Origin of the sequence: Pontibacter mucosus, assembly GCF_003054055.1 — a bacterium.
Lineage (GTDB): Bacteria > Bacteroidota > Bacteroidia > Cytophagales > Hymenobacteraceae > Pontibacter > Pontibacter mucosus.
In genome coordinates this window covers 69,726-92,371 of the sequence record NZ_QBKI01000005.1, presented here as the reverse complement: position 1 = coordinate 92,371, position 22,646 = coordinate 69,726, and the positions used below count along the sequence as shown (strand labels likewise).

Here is a 22,646-nt window from a genome sequence, read left to right as displayed (position 1 = left end):
TCTAGCGGTAATATTCCAGATAAAGTATGGGCAGCGTGTTCAAATCCAGGTTCCGGCAAGTATAAAGTATAGCATCCATGAAAAACCTCCTGTTGCTTATATTTCTGTTGCCATGCTTGGCAGAAGCACAAACCCTGAAGTTAACAGAACTGTGTGGCAAGTATAAAAAGGAGTCTGTGCACCATTTAACAAGTGGTTCTATAACAACTGCGGCCTATACGGTTACCTTAAAGGATGCGGGGGATTTTGCGTTGGAACCGGTTCATGAAGAAGCTGCTTTACAACACCTGCGAGAAAGGGCGGCATGTGCAGAGGAAAGTTTCATCAAAAAGCAGGTCAGAGCAAAAAAGTTGCAGAAAGAACTGAGGCAAAACTATACAATACTCGAGGAGAAACTTTACAGGACAAAAGATAACCTGCTAGTCGGCGTGCTGAAGTCCGTGTCAGGTGATACTTACAAGCTCTACTCCAATACCCTTGTCCTGGTGGACGGGGTTACTATCCATAGTTTTACAGACCGCAGTGAGGAAGATTTTAATATAGCCCTACACGGGGCGGAAAAAACGGGGGATTATTATGCACTCTACGGTAGGGAAGACGAAAACCAGGGTTCTTTATACTTTGGTAAATTCGTTATCCTGTCTAACACTGATGAGCAGGTTAGGTTCTATGAAAAGCACATTGAAAACTAACTGCATTATTTATTTGAAAACACCCACCCTTCACCCATGAAAATTCTCTCCGTACGCTTCCAGAACCTGAACTCGCTGAAAGGTGAGCACGAGATCCGATTCGACCAGAGTCCGCTGGCGGAGGCGGGGTTGTTTGCCATTACGGGCCCTACCGGCGCGGGCAAAACCACCATTCTGGATGCCATCACAGTGGGCCTCTATGGGCTGGTGCACCGCCACAGCAACGACAAGCCGCTGGAACTGATGACGCGCCACACGGCGGAGAGCTTTTCGGAGGTGGAATTTGAGGCCAGCGGCAAGCGCTACCGCTCGAAGTGGCACCTGCGCCGCAGCCGAGGAAAGGTGGACGGCAACATACAGCCCGTGCACATGGAGCTGTATGCCTTTGAGGCCGATGAACTGTTCGACCTGAAGCCCAGCGAGGTGCCGGGCAAGGTGGCCGAACTGTGTGGCCTGGACTATAACCAGTTTCTGCGTTCGGTAATGCTCTCGCAGGGTGACTTTGCCCGTTTCCTGAAGGCTAGCCCCAACGAGCGCAGCAGCCTTTTAGAGAAGATCACCGACACCGGCATCTATTCCGAGATCTCCAGGTTTGCCTACGAGAAGGCGAAGCAGGAGCGGCAGAAGTATGAGAGCCTGGAGCAGCTGTTGAAGAATACCCAACTGCTGCCCGAGGAGCAGCGCGAAGCTTACGAGCAAAGTATAAAAGAGCTGGCCGAGCAGGAAGCCATACTTCAAACGGATATTACAGGCCTGCAACAGAAACTGCAGTGGCTGCAGCAGGTAGCCCAGCTTCAGGCCAGACAACAACAGCACCAGCAGGCGCTACAGGTGCAGGAGCAGAAACTGGCACAGCTGCAGCCGGAGTTCGTGAAGCTAAAGCAACATGAGCAGGCACACCAGTTTGTGGGCGAGTTGGCCGAAATCCGCAGCGCCAACAGCAAAGTAGCCGAAGTGCAGGAGCAGCTGCAAACGCTGCAGAAGCGCGTGCCGGTATTGGAAACTGAACTGGAAGCCGCCGGGAAAATAGCCACCGATGCCACCAGGGCGCATCAGCAGCAGGAGGAAGCCGTGCAGAAACTGGATCCGCTGCTGGCGCAGGTTTCGAGTTTGGATCACCAGATCAGCACCATCCGCGAGGCTTACAGCAAAAACAAAAATGCCTATGTAGGTTTTGAGCAGCAACTGCAGCAGGAGCAGGCACAACTGCAAACCAAACAACAGGAACTGGAGAAGCTGACGCAGGAGGCGACAAGTATAAAAACCTGGCTGGAGCAGCACGCCCAGCTGCAGGACCTCAAAGAGCACCTGCCTGAGTTCAAAGCCACCCTCCGCGATTTGCAGGAGGTGGAGCAGCGTATCAGGCGCAACCAGCAGGAGCAGCAGGAGCTTCAGCAGCAACGGCAGCAGGAGGCAATACAACTTGCCGACCTGCAGAAGCAACTGGCGCAGCAACAGACGCAACAGGAACAGCTGCATCAGCAGAAAGAGGAAAAGCTCACAGCGCTGCAACGTATACTGGCCGACAAAAGTATGGAGGAGCTGGAGCAGGCGGCGCAGAGCCAGCCGGCGCTGGTGGCCCGGTATGAGCGCCTGCAGGAACTGGCCCAGCAACATGCGGGGCAGCAGCAGAAGCTCCAAAGTATAAACGAGCACCTTACGCAGCTAAGGCAGCAGCAGGAAGAGGCAAGTATAAAACTTCAGGACAACCAGACAAAGTATAAACAGGCCGATGAACACCTGCAGGCGCTGCAGAAACTGGTGCAGCTGCAGCAGCAGATACAGCAGTATGAAGAGGCCCGCCATACTTTGACAAAGGAGGAACCCTGCCCGCTTTGCGGCTCCACCCATCACCCCTTCGCCGAAAACGGTTATACTTTTGACTTGCCGGAAGAGGTGCAGAAACGTGACAAACAGCAGGAACTGGTAAAGGAGCTGGAGCAACGTATAAACCAGCTGCAACTGCAACTCGACTCGCTGGAGCAAAAACTGCAGTTGGGGGTTGACGCCAAGTCTGAGACAGAAACAGAACTCCAGCGCCTCAGCTTGTCGTTTGTGCAGCTTTCGGAAGGACTGCCGCAAAGTATAACGATAGCGGAGGTGGCCCAACTGGCCCAGCTGAAGCAGGCACAACAGCAATCTGCATCAGCCTTGCAGCAACAACTGGCGCAGGCACGCAGCCTGAGCCGCGAGATGGAAAGTATAAACCACCAGAGCCAGCAGCTACGGGAGGCGCAGGTACAGGCACAGGCCCATTCAAACCAACTGCAGTCATCGGATAAACTCCTGCAAAACCAGCTGCAGAAGCTGCAGGATATACTTACCGATGAGCAAGAGCAGCAGCAGGCGCACGCCCAAACCGCCGAATCCTTTGCCGCAACCTTTGGCCTGAAGTATAAACCGGAAGAGCGCCATACGTTGCTGCAGACACTAGAGCAACAAGCGGCGGCCTATGCCCAAAAGCAGCAGGCACTGGAAAGTATGCGCGAGAAGTATGTGGAGCTGAATACGGAGGTGAAGAATCTGAAAGCGAACGAAGCGCAGAAACTAAAAGAGCTGGAAGAGCGGAAGCAAGTCTTACAGGAGGAGCATGAGCAGCTCACCCGACTCAAAGCAGAGCGCTATACGTTGTTCGGCGATAAAAACACGGAACAGGAGCGGACGCGTGCAGGCCAGGAACTGAAAGCACGCGCCACACAGGCAGAGGAAGCGCGGCGCCAGCTCTTGCAGAAACAGCAGGAGCTGCAGCAAGCCCGCGCCCGGCAAACGGAGTGCCTGCAGCAGCATCAGCAGAACCAATCAAAGCTAGAGGATTTACGCCGAGGGCTGCTGCACGTGCTGCAGCAGAAGGGCATCGAAACGATTGAGGCATTGAGCCAGATGCTACTGCACCGTGACGAAGCCGATCGCCTGGCAAACCTGAAGGCCCAGACCGAAAAGCACCTGACCGAGCTCCGTAAATCCTTGAGCGATGTGCAGCAGGAGCTAAAGCAGCTGCAACAAATGCAGCTGACCGAAGAAAGTATGGAAACCCTGCAGGCGCAGCATCGGCAGAAAACGGAACAGCAACGGGAGCTGATCTCCCAGCGGGCCCGCCAGCAGGAGCGCCTGGACCAGGACGCGCAGCAGCGCGAGAAAAACCGGGAACTGGCCGAACAACTCAAAACGCAGCAACAAGTATGTCACCGCTGGTCGCAGCTGGCCGACCTGATTGGCTCTGCCGACGGCAACAAATTCAGCCGCTTTGCCCAAGGGCTCACGCTGGCAAGGCTGGTGGAGCTGGCCAACCGCCACCTCCAAAAGCTCAACGACCGCTACCGCATCCTCAAATCCGCAGCCGAAGACCTGGAGCTGCTGATAGTGGACATGTACCAGGCCGAGGCCGTTCGCCCAATGAACACGCTGTCAGGTGGTGAAAGCTTTTTGGTGAGTCTGGCGCTGGCGCTGGGGCTGTCTGACCTCGCGGGCCGTCGTACGCAAATCAACTCGCTGTTTATTGATGAGGGCTTCGGTACGCTGGACGCGGATACGCTGGATGCTGCCATCTCCACTCTGGAGAACCTGCAGGCCAGCGGCAAGATGATCGGTATCATCTCGCACGTGGAGGCACTGAAGGAGCGCATCAGCACCCAGATAAAAGTGCAGCGGCAGGCAGGGGGCGTCAGCAAAGTGGAGGTGATAGCAGGTTAAGCAGGCTGCGATGAAGTATGGCTAAGTATATGAGTCAGAAATACATAAACTTATACTTATATATTTCAAGATTCATATAAATTATTATATTTGATGAGTCTAACCCACTCGGCATGAAGCACATCATACTTCTGGTTTTACTGCTGGCGTTTTATCCGGCCCTCGCCAACAACGATAAAATCTCTGAACTCAAAACGAAGCTGGAGACCACACACGATGCAGAAGAAAAGGTTTTCCTGCTCTGTGAGCTGAGCAAGCTATACTGGAATTCTTCGTTTAGCTCTTCCCTGAAATATGGTAACCAGGCACAAGTACTGGCGCGTGAGCTGAATAACCAGAAGGCGCTGGCCCTGGCTTATAACAACATCGGGGTAGCCTACGACATCTACGGCAATTACAGCGAGGCCGTAAGCTATTACTACAAATCGCTTCGGATAAGGGAGGCCATAGGCGACACAGCTGGTTTGAGTGCCAGTTACAACAACATCGCCATCGCTTTTGCCTCCCAGAACGAGCTTGAGAAATCTATCGAGCTTTATAACAAGTCGCTGGAGATTTCGAGGGCCACGCATGATACAATTGGTATTGCTCTGAGCCTGAGTAATATCGGGTCGATTTATCAGCAAAAGAAAGACTATGGCCAGGCCATAAGCTACGTGCTTCGCGCCCTTCAGCTCCTCGATCCTAACAGCAGTGTGTCCCTGATCAGCATGAACAGCGCGGGCTTTATTTATTCTGAGATGGGGGAGTGGGAAAAGTCGCTCTCTTACCACCACAGGGCCCTGAACTTAGCCCGTAAGGTAGGAAGCAAGATGGATGAAGTGCACGCGCTGTGTGGGCTAGCCGAGGCCTATATGGCAGCCAAACAACCCGAAATGGCGCTGCCCTACGCCCACCGGAACGTGGAACTGGCACAGGAAATAAACTCCAAGAATGAGGTGAAGATTGCGGCCGAACTGCTCAACAAGCTCTACACCCAGATTGGTGACTTTAAGAATGCTCACAAGTATCTAACCCTTCAGAAAGAATATGCCGACAGCGTACAGGCTGCAGCCGTTAAAATGCAGCTGACCGAGTTGGCGTTTAAGCACGAGAATGAGAAGGCCATGCAGGAGAACCTCCTGCTGAAAGCCCAAACGAACCTGCAACAGCAGATGATTGAGCGAAGAAACGCCGCACAGGTTTTTACCGGTGCCATGCTACTGCTGGTGGGGGTGTTGGCCGTAGTTTTCTTCCTGGGCCGCCGGCGCATGCACCGCCTCAACGACCTGCTTACACAAAAAAACATTGACATCCTGGAGCATAGCGAGGCCCTGGCAGCCCAAAAGGAGCAGCTGGCTTTGCAGGCTAACCTGCTGCTTGAGCAGAAGGAGGAGCTGGAGAAACTGAACTCCGTAAAAGACAAGCTTTTCTCTGTGATAGCACATGACCTGAAAGGTCCTCTCACGTCGCTGCAGGGGCTGTTGCAACTCATCTCGAAGGGGGCCGTGCCGCAGGACAAGCTGGGGCCGTTCATGGCCTCGCTGGAGGCGAGCCAGCAAAACTCGCTCTGGCTGTTGGATAACCTGCTGTTATGGTCCCGGGTGCAGATGCGCGGCCTTGCGGTTAAGCCCGAGAAAACAGAACTGGCGCTGCTGGTAGAGCAGAACCTGCGTTTACTCGAGCCACAGGCCAAGTTTAAGCAACTGCACTTCACCTGCCAGATTGCCGACGCACATACCCTTTACGCGGATAAAGAAATGGTGAACCTGGTGCTGCGCAACCTTATCGGCAACGCTATTAAATTCAGTAAGAAAGGAGGGGAGATCCAGATCACGTCAGAGCGGCATGGAGGGTGTGTCACCATCTCTGTGAAGGATACCGGCATTGGCATGGCTCCGGAAAAGCTCGCTTCTCTTTTCAGCGGGGGCAGCAACAGCAGCAGCAAAGGCACTGCGGATGAGCGGGGCAGCGGGCTGGGCCTGCAACTCTGCCAGTATTTCATAGAGCGCAACAGTGGCAGCATCTGGGCCGAAAGCGAAACAGGTCAGGGCAGCACGTTCTTCTTCAGGTTACCGGCCATGCCATCCCAGGAGGATGCAAACGAGGTGATGGAAGCAGAGGCGGTGGAACTGGTGTAAGTGTTTTTCTTGGCATCCGCCCCTTGTTTTTATACTTTTGTGCCTTTGTGCAGCACATGCCGTACAAAGTACAAGACCTGTTTTAGGATGAAAAAGTTTATATACCTGCCTTTAGCACTGCTTGCTCTGTTTTCCTGCAAAAGCGATAACAAAGACGCGCAGCAGCAGTTCAGGGAGCGCCAGAGAGCCATTGAAGAACGTAGCAGGCAGGGGGGAAATGGAGCCGCCACAGACGCCGATACCATTACGGTTGCCGAGCAGCCACGCAAAGATGATTCTGACCAACCTACACGTACCCCTGCTACATCTGCCGGGGATAAAGTGGTGGGGGTAAAGGATGGCGATACGATTGTGCTGCTGGTGAACGGGGAGGAAGTAACGGTTCGCCTGTACGGGGTGGACACGCCGGAGAAGAACCAGGCCTATGGGCAACGTGCCAAGCAGTATACTTCTGATCTGGCCTTCGGTAAAACGGTTCGCCTGATTGTAAACAACAAAGACAGGTATGGCCGCACGGTAGGCACTATTATACTTCCGGATGGGAAGAACCTGAATGAAGAGCTGGTGCGCAATGGCTTTGCGTGGCATTATAAAGAATACTCCAGGGACCAGAATCTGGCCAACGCGGAGGCCGATGCCCGCCGCTTTAAACGTGGCTTGTGGCAGGATCCGAACCCCGTGGCACCCTGGGATTTCCGGAAGGAGCAACGCTCGGGCGCCTCAAAGCCCAGTACCGCTAATGCTCCCATACCTGCAGGAGCCACCAAGCGCACTGTTTATATCTGCAACAGCACCAACTCCGCTGTATACCACTACGACAGCAATTGCCATGTGCTCAAGCGTTGCAAAGACGAGGTTATCAAAACCACGGAGGCCGTAGCCATTCGCGAACACGGCCGCCGCGCCGACAAAACCTGTTCGCCTTAACATCAGGCTGCCAAAGTATAAAAAAGGCTCTGCCGCAGTGGCAGAGCCTTTTTAAGTATAAATGTTATTGCTGAATACTATACGGAGAAGCTGTCGCCACAACCGCAGGTACGGCTGGCATTCGGGTTGTTGAAGAAGAAGCCCTTGCCGTTCAGTCCATCTGAGAAATCCAACTCAGTGCCGGCCAGGTACAGGAAACTCTTCATATCTACCACCACTTTCACGCCCTTATCCTCAAACTCCTGATCCATGGGTTTCACCTCATCGTCGAAATCAAGGTTGTAGGACAAACCGGAACAGCCACCACCTGCTACAGAGGCACGCAAACGAAACGTATCGTCAAGCTGCGCTTCCTGCTTCAGCTTTATTACCTTCTCTTTTGCTTTATCTGAAACTGTGATCATAATCTTTAAATTTTAGGAAACCGGATTCAATACAACACTAAAAACAGTAATCGTGTTCATGTCCCGGCCATAGTACAACTTATCTAACGCCTCATACATATTACGGGCCCTGAAGTAGGAAGTGTTCAACTCCTTGTCGCCACGGGCCATCCACTGCACGGTAAAGGAGCTTTCGCGGTCACGGTAGTCCTTCACGTAGGCCAGCATCTTGCGCAGCACCTCCAGGCGGTCGTACCCCACCTCCGAATGAAAGAGGAAGGACTGCTGGTGGCGCGGGTTAACCGTTATCAGATCGAGGCGCGTTTTATTGTCGAGCTGCCGGAACTCAAAAAGCAGACTGCTGCCGCTTATGCCTAAGTGGTGCTCAATCTGCTTTTGAATACGGGCACTCTCAACGTGTACGTCCGATGTCGACTCCATTGAGTCCGTTTTTCTTAGTGGTGAGACTTAGGCAGTTCCAGCTCCGGCAGGCCGTTCTTTACTCTGTAGTCGTTGATGGCCGTTTTAATGGCATCTTCGGCAAGCACAGAGCAGTGAATCTTAACCGGAGGCAGCGCCAGCTCCTCTACAATCGCCATGTTGTCGATAGCCAGTGCCTCGTCAACAGTCTTGCCTTTCAGCCACTCGGTAGCAAGAGAGGAAGAAGCGATAGCCGAGCCGCAGCCAAACGTCTTGAACTTGGCGTCTGTAATTACCTGGTTCTCGTCTACTTCAATCTGCAGGCGCATTACGTCGCCGCACTCAGGGGCGCCAACCAGGCCGGTACCTACGTTTTTCTTAGCCTTATCAAGTGTACCAACGTTGCGTGGGTTGGTATAATGGTCGATTACTTTATCTGAATAAGCCATAGCTGTATTTAATTTCTAATGGTTAATGATGAATGACTAATATATTACGAGCAATTATTGATTACTCATTATACATTATGAATTACGCTTAGTGCTCTGCCCACTCAATAGAGTTCAGGTCGATGCCTTCCTTAAACATTTCCCACAGTGGAGAAAGGTCGCGAAGCTTGGCCACAGCCTGTTTCACGTGGTCGATGGCGAAATCAATCTCCTCCTCGGTAGTGAAGCGACTCAGGCCAAAACGCAGGGAAGAGTGTGCCAGGTCGTCGCTCAGGCCCAAGGCCTTCAGCACGTAAGATGGCTCCAGAGACGCAGAAGTACAGGCCGAACCAGACGAAACGGCGATGTCTTTCACGCCCATCATCAGGCCTTCGCCCTCTACATACTTAAAGGAGATGTTGGATACGTGTGGCAGGCGGTGCTCCGTAGACCCGTTCACGTAAGACTCCTCAATGGTGAGCAGCTCGCGCTCCAGTCTGTCACGCATGGCGGCAATACGCTTGGTATCGGCTTCCATGTCCTGCCTGGCAACCTCAGCGGCTTTTCCAAGTCCCACAATGCCTGGCACGTTCAGCGTACCGGAGCGCATGCCGCGCTCGTGGCCGCCACCGTCCATCTGGGCGGTAACTTTAACGCGCGGGTTCTTGCGGCGCACATACAAAGCACCTACCCCTTTAGGGCCGTACATTTTGTGTCCGGAGAAAGCCATCAGGTCAATGCCATCAGCCTCTACATCCACCGGAATTTTACCTACCGCCTGCGTCGCGTCTGTAAAGAACAGGATACCGCGCTTCTTGGCGATGGCAGAAATCTCGCGGATGGGCTGAATCACACCGATCTCGTTGTTGGCATACATCACGGAGATGAGGATAGTCTTATCGGTGATAGCCTCCTCAAGCTCTTTCAGGTCGATAAGGCCTTTGTCATCTACCTTCAGGTAGGTAACCTTGCCACCCAGCTTTTCGATGTGCTTGCAGGTATCCAGCACGGCTTTATGCTCAGTGGTAACGGTGATGATGTGGTTGCCTTTGGAGGCATACATCTCGAACACGCCTTTGATAGCCAGGTTATCTGACTCGGTGGCGCCTGAGGTAAAGATGATTTCCTTAGGAGAACAATTAATCAGCGACGCGATTTGCTCGCGGGCGTAATCCACGGCCTCCTCCGCCTGCCATCCAAACGGGTGGTTACGGCTGGCAGCGTTACCAAACATATTGGTCATGTAAGGCATCATTGCGTCCAACACACGCGGGTCTAGCGGCGTAGTAGCATTGTTATCCAGGTATATCGGTAGTGTTAACATAGTAACTGCGTTTCTTTTGATGTTTTAGGCTCTTTGATTTAACTTTTCAACAGCTTCCGGCATGTTTTGGTTCTAATTCCTTAACACGCATCAGCTGAAAGAGTTTACGCGAAATATAGTAGTTTTGAATCCGGTACAAAAATAGTAAAAATTCTCTACTTAGACTAATTACAAACTATAAATGAAAAACGTAGAACATATAGGAATAGCGGTCAGGGACTTCAGCGAGGCCAACGGGCTATACTTTAAGCTGCTCGGGGTGGAGCCCTACAAGACAGAGTATGTGGAGTCGGAGGCGGTGAATACCTCGTTTTTTAAGGTGGGCGACACCAAGATAGAGTTGCTGGAAGGCACCACGCCCGACAGCGCCATCAGCAAGTTTGTGGAGAAGCGCGGGGAGGGCATCCACCACATTGCCTTTGAGGTGGAGGACATCTACGCGGAGATGGAGCGCCTGAAAGGGGAGGGGTTTATACTTCTGAACGAACAGCCCAAGAAAGGCGCCGACAACAAGCTGGTTTGCTTCGTGCACCCCAAGAGTGCCAACGGCGTGCTGGTAGAACTGACGCAGGAAATAAAGTAAACCGTTATTGATTGTTAGTCATTCGTTAGCTGAATAGAATTTTAAGATACGACGATTTACAAGCAACGAGTATCTGACAACCAACAACCAATTATAAAACTATGAGCCAGTTAGTGAAAGAAATACAGGCGGCGGAGGAAGAGGTGTTGCTGGGCAACGTGATTCTCTACCCCACCGATACGGTTTGGGGCATAGGCTGCGATGCCGAGAATGCAGAGGCTGTCCGCAAGATCTTCAAGATAAAGGAGCGCGAGGAGTCTAAGTCGATGATCCTGTTGGTCGCCGACCACAACATGCTGCGAAACTATGTGGAGGAACTGCCGGAAGATTTCGAGGAGATGGTAAAGCAGCAGGAAAGGCCAACTACCTACGTGTTCTCCAACCCGAAAAACCTGCCCCAGGAGGTGCTGGCCAGCGACGGCTCGGTGGCCATTCGGGTGGTGGAGGGGGATGAGTTCTGCCACCGCCTTATCCGGCAGGTGGCCAGGCCTATCGTTTCTACCTCGGCCAACATCAGCGGAGAGTCGGCCCCCAAAACCTTTGCCGAGATTAGTGAGGTACTCAAGAAGCGGGTTGACTTTGTGGTGAACTGGCGCCAGGATGAGGATATGGCCTCCAACCCATCCCGCATCGTAAAGATTGAGCCAGACGGTAGCCAGCGCATCCTACGGGATTAAGGCAAAGTATAAAGTATAACGTGTGGCATCTATACTTGCGGACCGGCAGCAGGTGGCGCGCATGCCAACGAATAAACAGCTAAAAGTATAGCCTTTCTTACAATTTGAGAGGCTTATGCGTACTTTTGTCCCTCAGGCCGCGCTGCAGTAGCCTGAGGTTTTTATTTTTTTAGAATGGAGAAAGTACAGTTACCAGAACACCCGATTTTCAAAGTAATAGCCGAGGCGGCCGGAGAGCTAGGCGTAGATGCCTATGTGATAGGCGGTTTTGTCAGGGATCTGGTGCTGAAGCGGCCCTCCAAGGACATTGACGTGGTATGCGTGGGCGATGGCATTGTGCTGGCCACGCAGGTAGCCCAGAAACTGCCGCACAAACCCAAGGTATCCATCTTTAAGAATTTTGGCACGGCCATGCTGCGCGACGGCGACTGGGAGGTGGAGTTTGTAGGGGCACGCAAGGAGTCTTACCGGGAGCACTCGCGCAAGCCAGAGGTGGAGCAGGGCACCTTGGATGATGACCTCAAACGCCGCGACTTTACCATCAACGCACTTGGCATCAGCCTGAACAAGGAGAGCTACGGCCAGTTGATAGATGAGTTCGAGGGCCTCAAAGACATGCGCCGCCAGATCATCCGCACGCCTCTGGAGCCGGGCATTACCTTCTCAGACGACCCGCTGCGCATGATGCGCGCCATCCGTTTTGCCTCCCAGCTCGGCTTTGATATTGACCCGGATACCTTTGATGCCATCACCGACAATAAGGATCGGATTAAAATCGTGTCGCAGGAGCGGATTACCGACGAGCTAAATAAAATTATACTTTCGCCGGTACCCAGCTATGGCTTTAAGCTGCTGTTTGCCTCGGGGCTGCTGCACCTGATTTTTCCGAAGATGGTGGAGCTGCACGGGGTGGAGACCATTAACGGTAACTCGCACAAAGACAACTTCTACCATACCTTGCAGGTGCTCGATAACGTATCGCAGGTGTCGGATGATTTGTGGCTGCGCTGGTCTGCCATTCTGCACGACATTGCCAAGCCCGATACCAAACGCTACCACCCCAAGGCCGGCTGGACTTTCCATGGCCACGAGGACCGCGGCGCCCGCATGGTGCCCCGCCTGTTCCGCGACCTGAAGCTGCCCCTGAACGAGCACATGAAATATGTGCAGAAACTGGTGCGCCTCCACCTGCGCCCCATCGCCCTGGTGAAAGAGACGGTGACCGATTCGGCCATCCGCAGGCTCCTGTTTGAGGCCGGCGACGATATTGATGGCCTGATGAAACTCTGCCGCGCCGACATCACCTCTAAAAACGACACCAAGGTGAAACGCTACCTGCAGAATTTTGACAAGGTGGAGCGGCGCCTGGTGGAAGTAGAGGAGAGCGACAAACTGCGCAACTTCCAGCCGGTAATCACCGGCGAGATCATCATGGAAACTTTCGGGCTGAAGCCATCCAAGGCGGTAGGGGAGCTGAAAGAGGCGCTGACGGAGGCCATTCTGGAGGGGAAAGTTAAGAACGAGTATGCCGAGGCGTACGCCTTCATGGTTGCCTTAGGAGAGCAGAAGGGCCTGCCGGTGGTGCAGAACCTGGCCGTTCCCGGCAATCAGGATAGCAACTAACCTGCCGATTTTACGGGTAGTTTATATTTTATCCGGGATACATGCGCGAGTGGCTTGGAAGCCTGCTTGCCTAAGGTTATACTTTAACCTATACTTCTATACTTGTTGCAAAGTATGGCACCGCCCGCCAGATCACAGCGAGAGTAGGCGGGAAGATGGCAAATATACATGCAAGTATAATTTAATTGGTGGAAAGTATGGGCGGTGAATCTTCAGCCTCGGCCAAAGTATAAAGGCAGTGCCCGGTAAGAGAATTAGCAGATTTTCATAAAAGATTATAAGCGACGAAGCCCATCCGTGTTATTAAACAGGATTGGGCTTCGTGACTTATACTCAAACAACTAAACAAACACTACTGTAAGTATAACCCGGAACGGGCTGATATTATTGTGGGGTATAGTTTTATCTTGTACTAAGGGGTAGTGTAGGGGCTGACGGAGAAGTATATTTCTCCATCAGCCTTTCGTGTTTTTAGATTAGCGCGCTTTCACGGTGCTTGGCCCGGAGCTGTCGATCACTTTATCCTTAGGATTGCCGCGATACACGATATGGCTTGTTCCGGAGGCATCGGCGCGTAGGGTGTTGGAGGCGTATACTTCGGCAACGCCCGCACCGGTTACATCGGCGTCTACGTAGCTGGCTTCCAGCTTGTCGGCGCGGATAACGCAGGCACCGGTGGCGTCGAGTTCAAAACGCTCGGCTTTGCCGAAGAAGGTGCTCGCCGTGGCGCCGGCAGCGTCTACACGCAGGTTGCGCACGTTCAGGTTAGCCACCGACTGTATTGCCCCCGACAGGTTCAGGCGCAGGTTTTCTGCTTTTATAGTTCCCAAATCCGCTTTGATGGCGCCGTTTAACTCAATCGTATGAATGTCGGGTGCTGTAATCTGTATCAACACCGGATCCTGCTCACTAAACAGCCGGAACACTTTCTGATCGCTGCTTATTTCCAGCTCATCGCCGCTCATGTCAAGCTCCATACGCTTCAGGTCCTGCTCTTTGGCACGCACCACTACAGCGTAGCTATCGCCCTGGCGGAGCTGCACGTGGTAAGGGCCGCTTACCGTGATGCGCTTGAAGTCACGGAATTCGAACGCCTGAGAGTTGCTGCTGTAGTCGCTCTCGTTTAAGAGAACGCTTTCGCCTTCGCCCATGTCAGTGGTAAAGCCACCCATACTTGCATCAGTCTCTGTGTCGAGAGTATCAGCGGCGCAGGTCAGGCATTGCAGACGGTTTCCGTTAACCTGCCAGGTGTTTCGCAGCACCTTTGCGCGGCTGTAGTCGCCCTCGAGGGCATTACCGGGCAGCAGGTGATAAAAGCTGTTGGTCAGGCGCAGCGGCTTGTCTTTCGGCAACTTCAGCGTCAGGCTAAGTTCCTGGTCGCGGAACACGGCACCAGGTTTAAACTCGTAGCTGTCATCAAAGCGCAGGGTGGAGTCGCGCAACGCGGCGCGGTAGGTTACCATGCGGGCATTCTGCTGTGCCTCCTCCTCCGTTCTGCCCTTGGCCTCCACGCGCTGCACCAGTTCCACGTCGGCGCCGCTGCTTTCCTGCACCTCCAGGTAGATGCGGTCGAAGCTCATCCCGGTGTCATAAGCATCCAGGGTAAGGGTTCGGACATCGCCCACAGGTATGGTTCTGGAGGTAACCACTTCCCCGCTGCGTTTGAAGTTGGTGCCGAACACCACGCTGGTGGCAATCAGGGTGAACAGGGCCACCAGCCACACACCGAACATAGACCAGCCCACGATAGGGCGCATGAAGGTACGCTTGATCAGCAGGCTAACAGCCAGCACCATCAGCAGTAGCAGCGGAATTAAACCTACAAAGAAACCAGCCACCAGTCCGAGCCAGGGAAAGCCTCCGAACACGGCGGAGGCAGGAAAGTTACCAAAGGTGAAGTTTTCAGGTTCGGTGATAATGCCAAGAGAAACAAAGAACGCAGAGAAGAGGGCAACAGTAAGTCCTACCGAAATTATCAGGAGCAGGATGCCGGCCGTCACGCGGATGAGGGTGATAAGGAAGGCCAGCACAGGGCCAAGCGCCCTGCCAACCCAGTTTACCACCTGCGATACCAGGCGAATAGGCAGCAGTAATAGTTTGGCCAGTGTGCTCTCCTCGCCGTTGCTGTCGCGCATGTTCAGGTTCTCCTTCAGCGTGCGCTCAATGCCGGCCAGCGTTACAGGGTCGCCCTGCATCTGCATCCGCTCCGTCAGCGTGACGGCCTCCGGCATGGCTATCCAGAGCACAATGTAGGCGAAGATGCCAAAGCCGCCCAGGAAGATGGAAACCAGGAACAGGAGCCTCACCACGGTTGCGTCTACGCCAAAGTATTTGGCAATGCCGCTTGCCACACCGGCCAGCTTCTTATCGTCCGGGTCGCGGAACAGCTTTCTGACCTTGGTCTCGGGCAGCAGGTTGGTTTCCGGCATGGCAATCCAAAGTATAACGTAGATAATCATACCCGTGGCAGCCGAAACGCCCGCCGAGAAAACGCCCAGCAGCACCAGCAGCACAAAGCAGAGCCGTATCCAGAGCGGATCGATGCGCAGGTAATTGCCAATGCCCGAAGATACACCGGCGATAACCTTGTGGTTCATGTCGCGGTAGAGTTTCTTCGGTCCGGCGGAAGTATGGTCGTAGGCGCCGCTGGCAGTGCCTTCCTCGGCAGCACCCGCACCGGCACCGGCCGTAGCGTGGGCAGCCTCCTCCTGTGGCTCCTCCACTTCAAAGTCCGTTACGTTACCCATGCGGGTGATGAGGTACTGCACATCCTCCTGGGTAATCACCTGCTTGGAGGCAGACACGCGGGCAGAAAAAATCTCGGCTACGCGGGCCTCTATGTCGGCTACAATCTCCTCGTGGCCCTCATAGTTAGAAAAGTACGTTCTGATAGAGGCGAGGTAGCGGCTAAGCTGCTCATACCCATCTTCTTCTATCTGGAAGATGATGCCTTGCAAGTTTATACTTATATTCTTTTTCATGATTACTGGGCTTTCTTGTTTCGGATAATGAATTCTGTGGAGTCAACTAGCTCGGACCAGGTTTGCCGGAGCTGCTCCAGAAACTCTTTGCCGGTATCGGTGAGGCGGTAATACTTTCGTGGCGGGCCTGAGGTAGATTCGACCCAGTTGTATTCCAGAAGCTGAGCGTTTTTGAGGCGGGTTAGCAGAGGGTAGAGCGTACCCTCCACAACGATCATTTTGGCCGCTGTGAGCTCTTCCAGCATGTCGGACGCATAAACTTCACCACGAGAGATAATCTCCAGTATGCAGAACTCCAGAATTCCCTTCCGCATCTGCACTTGTGTGTTTTCTACTTTCATGATGATTCCGTTATAATGTTGAGGCAAAGTTATAATAAGGTACTATGTAAAGCAAGGTACTGTTTAAATTTCTTTACGCCCTTTTTTTATAATGGTTGTAGGACTGCTGAATTGTTGATATAAATGATTATTTTTGGACAAAAATAAATTAAGGCCGGAGTCAACTTAAAAGCCTCACTGCGTGTTAAGGAGGCACAAAAAGAGAGGGGGAGAGCCGCTGGGGCATACTTTGGTAAGTGCAATAAAAAATTTTTATAGATTGATATAACCTATACTGTCGAGGATGAATAATTTTTTGCTTCGCTGCCTGCTGGCGGTGATGTTGCTGCTGACGGTGTCGGAGGCCTGGGCGCAGGTATCCACTCCAAAGTATAGCAATGAGTTCCTGAACCTGGGAGCCGGGGGCAGGGCGCTGGGCATGGGCAATGTGCAGTCGGCCCTGGCCGATGATGCCACAGCGGGCTACTGGAACCCGGCCGGCTTGCTGCGCCTGCCGCACAAGTATAACGTGAGCCTGATGCACTCCGAGCTCTTTGCCGGTATCGTGAAGAACGACTTTGCCAGCTTTGCCATGCCCCTCGACTCCAGCAGCGCCCTTGCCGTGTCGCTCATCCGGATGGGGGTGGATGACATTGCCGATACCCGGCGCCTGCAAAATGAGTATGGCTACATCCAGTACGACAGTATCCGTTTCTTCTCGGTGGCAGATTATGCCATGCTACTTTCCTATGCCCGCAAGAGCAACCTGATAGAAGGCCTCCAGCTAGGTGCCAGCGCCAAAATTATCTACCGCAACGTGGGGGACTTTGCGAATGCCTACGGCTTTGGCATCGATGCAGGCGCACAGCTGCAGCGCGGCGCCTGGAAGTTCGGCGTCATGGCCAAGGATATCACCACTACCTTCACTGCCTGGACCCACAACATAGAGGAGTTGGAGGAAGCTTACCTACAAACAGGAAACGACTTACCCGAAAACACAGCTGAACTGACTTTGCCCCGGGTTATACTTGGTGTGGGCAAATCCTTCCGCTTCACAGACAGCTTTACGGCCACCCTGGCCACCGACATCGACTTCACTTTTGACGGAAAGCGCAACGTGCTGCTAAAGTCCGATGTGGTTTCGGTTGATCCGCATGTTGGCCTGGAGCTGGCTTACGCCAACTCCGTTTTCGTGCGCGGCGGCCTGAACAATTACCAGGAAACGCGGAACTTTGATGGCAGCACTGCCAAACGCATACAGCCCAACTTTGGGGTAGGTATTAAAACAGGGGGGCTGAACCTGGATCTGGCCATCTCCCGCATCAATAACAGCGAGAACAATGCGGTGGGCAGCCGCAACACTTCCTCCGTTATCGTTTCACTTGGGTACGCATTCGACTAAAGTATAAGGTTTTAGCAATCAGCACATGTATAAGACTTTTACCATAAAGGCATTTTTTACGGCAGTTATACTTGTATGGGCGGGCTTAACGGCAGGCACAACCCAGGCACAGCAAGTATACGGGAACGAGTGGATAGACTACTCCAAAACCTACCACAAGCTACAGGTGGTGGAGACAGGCCTTTATAAGCTGGACTATGCCTATCTGCAGCAGCTGGGGCTTGAAAGTGTAAATCCGCAACACCTGCAGCTCTTCCGCCGCGGAAAGGAAGTCCCCATCTATGTGGCCGGCGAAGCAGACGGACGCCTGGACCCGCAGGACTACATGGAGTTCTACGGCGAGCGTAACGACGGTGCGCTGGATGAGGAACTCTACAAGAACCCCGCGCATCAGGTGCACCAGCTTTACAGTATGTACACCGACACCGCCGCCTACTTCTTGACTGTGAACCCGGCCGGAGGCAACAAACGCATGCGTGAGGTCAACCCATCACCCAACGGACTGACGCCTGAGCCTTATCATTGGCAGAAGGCGCTGCTGCTGAGAACCACAAATTATAGTATGGGCAGGTATTATGGTCAAAGCTCCAATAATATGCCCTGGATGGATGCAGGAGAGGGGTTCTTCTCAACAATAAGTACCGTTGCTAAAACATTAACTTTCGAATTATCAGGCATATCTAATGTTGAAGCAAGTGGTTCTAGTCCAAAGCTTGAATTGGTGACAGTGGGGCCTAATGTTGGAAGTCATAAGTTCGACGTAAATGTTGTTGGAACAACAACCCGTACATTGGGTAATATTGAGTATGGTGATTATGGGGTATCTAAAACCACTCATCAATTGCAGTTATCCGATCTTAATATCGCAAATGGCAAGTTCACTTTTCAGTTTGTACCGCAGGCTGTTAACGGTAAGCTGGCAGCTGTTGGACTTGCTTATGCACGGCTTGTATACCCTCAGCGAAGTATTTTTGGAGGGAGTGCTATGCATTTTTACACCGATTCGCTACGCTCAGGCCCCTTATACTATGAGTTTGCACAGGCATCCTCTTCTACTGTAGCCTATGATGTTACAATGGGAGATGACATTGTACGTATTGCAGGACATGTAAAAGATGGTAGTAAAGGCTTCGTTATTAACAGTCAGAAATCTAGCCATAAGGTGCTGCTTGCCAATTCTAATGCTCCTCTTGTGCCAGTTGCAAAAACACTTGTTACATTTAGGAATATCGAGCCTGACAAGCATAACTATATCATTGTAACCAATAAAGCTTTAATGAAGCAGGTTGGTGGTAGCAGCCTGCCGGCTCCCAAAGAGTATGCAGCTTACCGCAACTCTGTTGCCGGAGGAGGGTATGATACCTTGCTTGTCTTTATCGATGATTTGGTAGATCAGTTCCATTTTGGAGAATTCTCCTCTAATAGTATCAGAAGGTTTGCTTCTTTTATGAAGGCTTCTAGCAGAGAGAAGCATTTATTAATTATCGGCAGTGGGATAGAAATACATAGAGTTAATTTTAGGGATAAGGCAGCACGCTCTCTTGATTTGGTGCCGACTTTTGGGGTGCCAGCCTCTGATATGATGTTCTCAACTGACTTCAGGAATAATAACTATGTCCACTCCATGCCTACAGGCCGTGTATTTGCCCGAACGCCAAGCGAGGTAATTTACTACCTTAACAAGGTTAAAGAATATGATGCCGCGCCTGAAGGGGTAGAATGGCGAAAAAATGTTCTCCATTTAGGCGGGGGCAAGTCAGCTGCGGAAATCAATACATACACCCGTTATATAAAAACCTACACCGATATGGCTAAAGGCCCCTTGTTAGGGGCTAATGTGATAGAGAAAACAAGGAAGAACCTTAGCGATGTAGTTGAATCAATTGATATATCAAAAGAGGTAAATGAAGGCCTCTCACTTATAACCTTTTTTGGGCATAGTAGCCCAGGATTAACTGATCTGAACATTGGTTACCCGTCTATACCATCATCAAACTATAGAAACAAAGGCAAATATCCTGTGATATTAGTTAATGGGTGTAATATCGGCAATTCGTATGTAGGTACAAGTATGGGTACTGAAAGGTCTCTTGGAGAGGATTGGCTTAATACGCCCGATAAAGGTGCCATTGCATTTATTGCTCACGTAGCTACGGGATATGATTATTATCTACATGAGTACTCAGTAGCATTTTATGAGGCAGGCCTTACTGATGAGGCATTTCAGGGAAAAACACTTGGTCAGGTGCAGCAGGAGGTATCCAGAAGAGTAATTGAGCGTGCTAAATATAGAGGTACCAGCGACTTTGCCGTTTCAATGGCGCTGGAATACGTTTTACAAGGCGATCCTGCCGTGCACTTGTACAATCCATCGAAACCGGATTTTTTAATCAAAGAAAACAGCTTTTATTTGAAAGACGCTTCGGGAAATAATGCTTCGGCCTTGGCAGATACGATAGTATTAGAGTTTGATGTTAAAAACTTGGGTAAAGCCATCACGGACTCTATCTATTTATCTGTAAAGCGTACTTTCCCCGACAACCAGTTTGCAGTTTATGATTCTGTTAAAATAGGACCAATATACAATCAGAATAGGGCTGCTATAAAGCTTCCAAACTCGGGGCCTTCAATTGCAGGGATGAATATTTTTGAAGTGAAATTAGATAGCCCTGAATTGATAGAAGAGCTAAACGAAGATAATAACTCGCTTACCTATCAAAGATTCCTATCTTCAAACAACTTGGCAACGGTTTACCCGCTCAAGTATAGTATCGTCAGCAATACGAATGTTACACTGGCAGTCCAGTCTTTGGTGGCAAAGGAGTCCAGAGGAGTTGTTTTTGAGATAGACACATCAGCCACCTTTAATAGCCCTTGGCGGAAATCGGCTACTGCTGAAAAGGCTAGCTTTGCCACCTGGGATGTTAACCTGATTAATAGCAAGAGCGACAGCATCGTGTACTTCTGGCGGGCACGTTTTAATACCTACAGTATTGGGGAAGATACATTATGGGTTAAGAACTCTTTCAGGCATATTCCCGAAGTTGATGCAGGGTGGTCCCAAAGCCATAAGGGCCAGTTTACAGAGGCCAGAGCGGAAGCCTTTAAGCCACTAGATCAGGGCACCGGTAAATGGGAATTTAAAGAAGTACGAAAATTTCTAAGCCTGATTACGGTGGGAGGGGATATTAAATTTACCAATCCTCCATATGGTCTTTATATTGATGGTTACGAGGAGATTAGCTGGCAATGTGGCTATCCAACTACTAACACGATTCCCCGTTTATACATGGTTGTGTTTAATGATGTGACGTTGGAGGCGGTTACTAATTTAGGAGGTACCGCAGGCTGTAGAGCTACCCCTTACTTATTCGATACAAATAACTTAAACACTGCAGCAAACAGGGCTAAAATCAAACGGTTTATAGACGCCGTACCGGAAGGATATCATGTTGCCATTATGTCTGTGCATAACGTGCCTTTCGATGCTTTCCCGGAAGATGCGAAGGCAGCCCTTAGAAGCATTGGTTCCAAACTGGTGGATGGGTTAAAGACAGGTGACCCGTTTGTAATTGTTGGCCGTAAGGGGGCAGCTCCAGGCACCGCCCAGGAGAGGACCTTTTCAAGAGAGGAGGCTGAGAGGGAGGGAGGTACACCTAGAGCAGCACAGAGTGCAGAATTAAATTTAACGCTGGAGTCGCACCGTCAGTCTGGAACCATTACTTCGACTATAATTGGTCCGGCTTTGAAATGGGGGTCGCTACATCATGACATCAAGCCTTATGCGGGCGGGGATGACAAGTATAAGCTGAGCTTGATTGGTATAAATACTGCCGGAGAGGAAGTTATGCTGGTGGATGAAGTAAATGCGAGGAACTTTGATATTTCGCACATTGATGCTAAGCAGTACCCGAACCTGAAGCTGTCAGCATTCCTGTCAGATGCCACCATGCGTACAGCGCCGCAACTGAAGGAGTGGTTTATACTGTATGATCCGGTTCCGGAAGGCGTGATAAGGCCCGATCTGGTGAAGGCAAGCAGTGAAGAACTGACGCAACTGGCCGGCAGGGGAACCTTGACGGTGCCTATGGCTTTCCAAAACGTTACTTCTACAGCCTTTACGGACTCGCTTACAGTAGAGGTAGTCTTTTCTGGAAGTGGCATTTCTTCCACTACCTCGCGCTTTAAAATAAAGCCGGTGGGGCCAAACGAAACAGTATATTTTAATCATACGCTTGCCACCTCTGAACTGGACGGCGATTACAGAATAAGTTTCTATGTAAACCCACGCCTCATCCTGGAGCAGGAGTACTCTAACAATATATACGAGGTAGACTTCGGTGTGAAATCCAGGTTGCACCCGATTATGGATGTGGCCTTTGACGGCATTCACATCCTCGACGGAGATATTGTCTCACCGAGCCCGCTGATTAGTGTGACGGTGAAAGACGAGAACCGTCATGTTTTCCTACAGGATCCGTCCAAGATGTCGGTGGTGTTGATTGATGGCGAACAGGTGCAGAAGGAAATCAACCTGGTGAATAACCCTGAAGTAACCTACACACCGGCCACGGAGACAAACGACTTTAAGCTGGAGTATAAACCTGCCAAGCTGCCAGATGGCAGCTATACTTTGCAGGTAAGGGCTACCGATGCGGTTGGCAAAGAGTCGGGTGTTTCTCCGTATAAGATTGGCTTTAAGGTGGTGGGCGAGTCGAGTATCTCGAATTTTTACCCGTTCCCCAACCCGTTCTCCACTAAAACCAACTTTATCTTCACTATCACCGGCGGCACTATCCCGGAGAATATCAAAATCCAGATCCTGACGGTAACGGGCAAGGTGGTGAAGGAAATCATGAAGGAGGAACTTGGGCCGCTGCGCATCGGTAACAATAAAACGGAGTATGCCTGGGATGGCACCGATATGTATGGTGATAAACTGGCCAATGGGGTTTACCTCTACCGTGTGGTGATGACCAGGGGCGAGGAGGAGATGAAGCACCGCCACACCTTCGGCGATGGCGCCTTTAAGAACGGCTACGGTAAGCTTTATATCCTGCGCTAGCCGCACAAAGT

At 51.7% G+C, this 22,646-nt stretch carries 15 protein-coding genes; 9 read left to right on the top strand and 6 right to left on the bottom strand.

From position 1 onward, the window contains the following. The first annotated feature begins 77 nt into the window (after positions 1 to 77). The 4 genes from C8N40_RS11105 (at position 78) to C8N40_RS11090 (ending at position 7,429) form a co-directional block, all read left to right on the top strand. The gene (locus C8N40_RS11105; protein WP_108211847.1) at positions 78 to 692 is read left to right on the top strand and encodes a hypothetical protein; all 615 of its coding nucleotides are present in this window, start codon (positions 78 to 80) and stop codon (positions 690 to 692) included. Positions 693 to 728: 36 nt separating this feature from the next. After that, positions 729 to 4,382 carry an AAA family ATPase gene (locus tag C8N40_RS11100; RefSeq protein WP_108211846.1) on the top strand — a complete coding sequence of 1,218 codons (3,654 nt, stop codon included), beginning with the start codon at positions 729 to 731 and terminating at the stop codon, positions 4,380 to 4,382. Positions 4,383 to 4,495: 113 nt separating this feature from the next. Then, positions 4,496 to 6,502, top strand: coding sequence for a tetratricopeptide repeat-containing sensor histidine kinase (locus C8N40_RS11095; RefSeq protein WP_108211845.1), 2,007 nt, complete (start codon positions 4,496 to 4,498; stop codon positions 6,500 to 6,502). A gap of 87 nt (positions 6,503 to 6,589) precedes the next feature. Then, positions 6,590 to 7,429, top strand: coding sequence for a thermonuclease family protein (locus C8N40_RS11090; protein WP_108211844.1), 840 nt, complete (start codon positions 6,590 to 6,592; stop codon positions 7,427 to 7,429). A gap of 77 nt (positions 7,430 to 7,506) precedes the next feature. Here C8N40_RS11090 and C8N40_RS11085 read toward each other — a convergent pair whose 3' ends face one another. The 4 genes from C8N40_RS11085 to C8N40_RS11070 all read right to left on the bottom strand — a co-directional run bounded on the left by C8N40_RS11085 (position 7,507) and on the right by C8N40_RS11070 (position 9,984). Next, positions 7,507 to 7,833, bottom strand: a complete 327-nt coding sequence (locus C8N40_RS11085; protein ID WP_092099331.1) for a HesB/IscA family protein — start codon at positions 7,831 to 7,833, stop codon at positions 7,507 to 7,509. A 12-nt stretch (positions 7,834 to 7,845) separates the two neighbouring features. Further along, on the bottom strand, positions 7,846 to 8,253 hold the full coding sequence (locus C8N40_RS11080; RefSeq protein ID WP_108211843.1) for a hypothetical protein: 408 nt from the start codon (positions 8,251 to 8,253) through the stop codon (positions 7,846 to 7,848). Positions 8,254 to 8,267: 14 nt separating this feature from the next. Next, the gene (gene iscU / locus C8N40_RS11075) at positions 8,268 to 8,681 is read right to left on the bottom strand and encodes a Fe-S cluster assembly scaffold IscU (protein WP_108211842.1); all 414 of its coding nucleotides are present in this window, start codon (positions 8,679 to 8,681) and stop codon (positions 8,268 to 8,270) included. An 88-nt stretch (positions 8,682 to 8,769) separates the two neighbouring features. After that, positions 8,770 to 9,984 (bottom strand): IscS subfamily cysteine desulfurase, encoded by a 1,215-nt coding sequence (locus C8N40_RS11070; protein ID WP_108211841.1) that lies wholly within the window; start codon positions 9,982 to 9,984, stop codon positions 8,770 to 8,772. Between the two features lie 181 nt (positions 9,985 to 10,165). On the opposite strand from C8N40_RS11070, the gene mce reads away from it, so the two are divergent. From mce to C8N40_RS11055, 3 genes are all read left to right on the top strand, one after another. Then, on the top strand, positions 10,166 to 10,567 hold the full coding sequence (gene mce / locus C8N40_RS11065; RefSeq protein ID WP_108211840.1) for a methylmalonyl-CoA epimerase: 402 nt from the start codon (positions 10,166 to 10,168) through the stop codon (positions 10,565 to 10,567). Between the two features lie 101 nt (positions 10,568 to 10,668). Beyond that, entirely contained in the window at positions 10,669 to 11,244 is a 576-nt protein-coding gene (locus tag C8N40_RS11060; RefSeq protein ID WP_092099326.1) for an L-threonylcarbamoyladenylate synthase, read from the top strand. Positions 11,245 to 11,418: 174 nt separating this feature from the next. Continuing rightward, positions 11,419 to 12,867 carry a CCA tRNA nucleotidyltransferase gene (locus tag C8N40_RS11055; protein WP_108211839.1) on the top strand — a complete coding sequence of 483 codons (1,449 nt, stop codon included), beginning with the start codon at positions 11,419 to 11,421 and terminating at the stop codon, positions 12,865 to 12,867. Between the two features lie 476 nt (positions 12,868 to 13,343). On the opposite strand, the gene C8N40_RS11050 is transcribed toward C8N40_RS11055, so the two are convergent. Both C8N40_RS11050 and C8N40_RS11045 read right to left on the bottom strand, forming a co-directional pair. Continuing rightward, positions 13,344 to 15,848, bottom strand: a complete 2,505-nt coding sequence (locus C8N40_RS11050; RefSeq protein ID WP_108211838.1) for a PspC domain-containing protein — start codon at positions 15,846 to 15,848, stop codon at positions 13,344 to 13,346. A 2-nt stretch (positions 15,849 to 15,850) separates the two neighbouring features. Next, complete coding sequence (locus tag C8N40_RS11045) at positions 15,851 to 16,189, bottom strand: PadR family transcriptional regulator (protein WP_092099323.1); 339 nt, start codon at positions 16,187 to 16,189, stop codon at positions 15,851 to 15,853. Between the two features lie 283 nt (positions 16,190 to 16,472). Between C8N40_RS11045 and C8N40_RS11040 the strand changes: the two genes are divergently transcribed. After that, positions 16,473 to 17,570, top strand: coding sequence for a putative type IX sorting system protein PorV2 (locus tag C8N40_RS11040; RefSeq protein WP_245905080.1), 1,098 nt, complete (start codon positions 16,473 to 16,475; stop codon positions 17,568 to 17,570). A gap of 25 nt (positions 17,571 to 17,595) precedes the next feature. Then, positions 17,596 to 22,635, top strand: coding sequence for a putative type IX secretion system sortase PorU2 (gene porU2, locus C8N40_RS11035; RefSeq protein WP_108211837.1), 5,040 nt, complete (start codon positions 17,596 to 17,598; stop codon positions 22,633 to 22,635). The last annotated feature ends 11 nt before the right edge of the window (positions 22,636 to 22,646 follow it).

Bases quoted from the DNA above. Each gene is read 5' to 3' on its own strand.
- C8N40_RS11105 (WP_108211847.1), top strand. From the start codon at position 78: ATGAAAAACCTCCTGTTGCTTATATTTCTGTTGCCATGCTTGGCAGAA.
- C8N40_RS11100 (WP_108211846.1), top strand. From the start codon at position 729: ATGAAAATTCTCTCCGTACGCTTCCAGAACCTGAACTCGCTGAAAGGT.
- C8N40_RS11095 (WP_108211845.1), top strand. From the start codon at position 4,496: ATGAAGCACATCATACTTCTGGTTTTACTGCTGGCGTTTTATCCGGCC.
- C8N40_RS11090 (WP_108211844.1), top strand. From the start codon at position 6,590: ATGAAAAAGTTTATATACCTGCCTTTAGCACTGCTTGCTCTGTTTTCC.
- C8N40_RS11085 (WP_092099331.1), bottom strand. From the start codon at position 7,833: ATGATCACAGTTTCAGATAAAGCAAAAGAGAAGGTAATAAAGCTGAAG.
- C8N40_RS11080 (WP_108211843.1), bottom strand. From the start codon at position 8,253: ATGGAGTCGACATCGGACGTACACGTTGAGAGTGCCCGTATTCAAAAG.
- iscU (WP_108211842.1), bottom strand. From the start codon at position 8,681: ATGGCTTATTCAGATAAAGTAATCGACCATTATACCAACCCACGCAAC.
- C8N40_RS11070 (WP_108211841.1), bottom strand. From the start codon at position 9,984: ATGTTAACACTACCGATATACCTGGATAACAATGCTACTACGCCGCTA.
- mce (WP_108211840.1), top strand. From the start codon at position 10,166: ATGAAAAACGTAGAACATATAGGAATAGCGGTCAGGGACTTCAGCGAG.
- C8N40_RS11060 (WP_092099326.1), top strand. From the start codon at position 10,669: ATGAGCCAGTTAGTGAAAGAAATACAGGCGGCGGAGGAAGAGGTGTTG.
- C8N40_RS11055 (WP_108211839.1), top strand. From the start codon at position 11,419: ATGGAGAAAGTACAGTTACCAGAACACCCGATTTTCAAAGTAATAGCC.
- C8N40_RS11050 (WP_108211838.1), bottom strand. From the start codon at position 15,848: ATGAAAAAGAATATAAGTATAAACTTGCAAGGCATCATCTTCCAGATA.
- C8N40_RS11045 (WP_092099323.1), bottom strand. From the start codon at position 16,189: ATGAAAGTAGAAAACACACAAGTGCAGATGCGGAAGGGAATTCTGGAG.
- C8N40_RS11040 (WP_245905080.1), top strand. From the start codon at position 16,473: ATGAATAATTTTTTGCTTCGCTGCCTGCTGGCGGTGATGTTGCTGCTG.
- porU2 (WP_108211837.1), top strand. From the start codon at position 17,596: ATGTATAAGACTTTTACCATAAAGGCATTTTTTACGGCAGTTATACTT.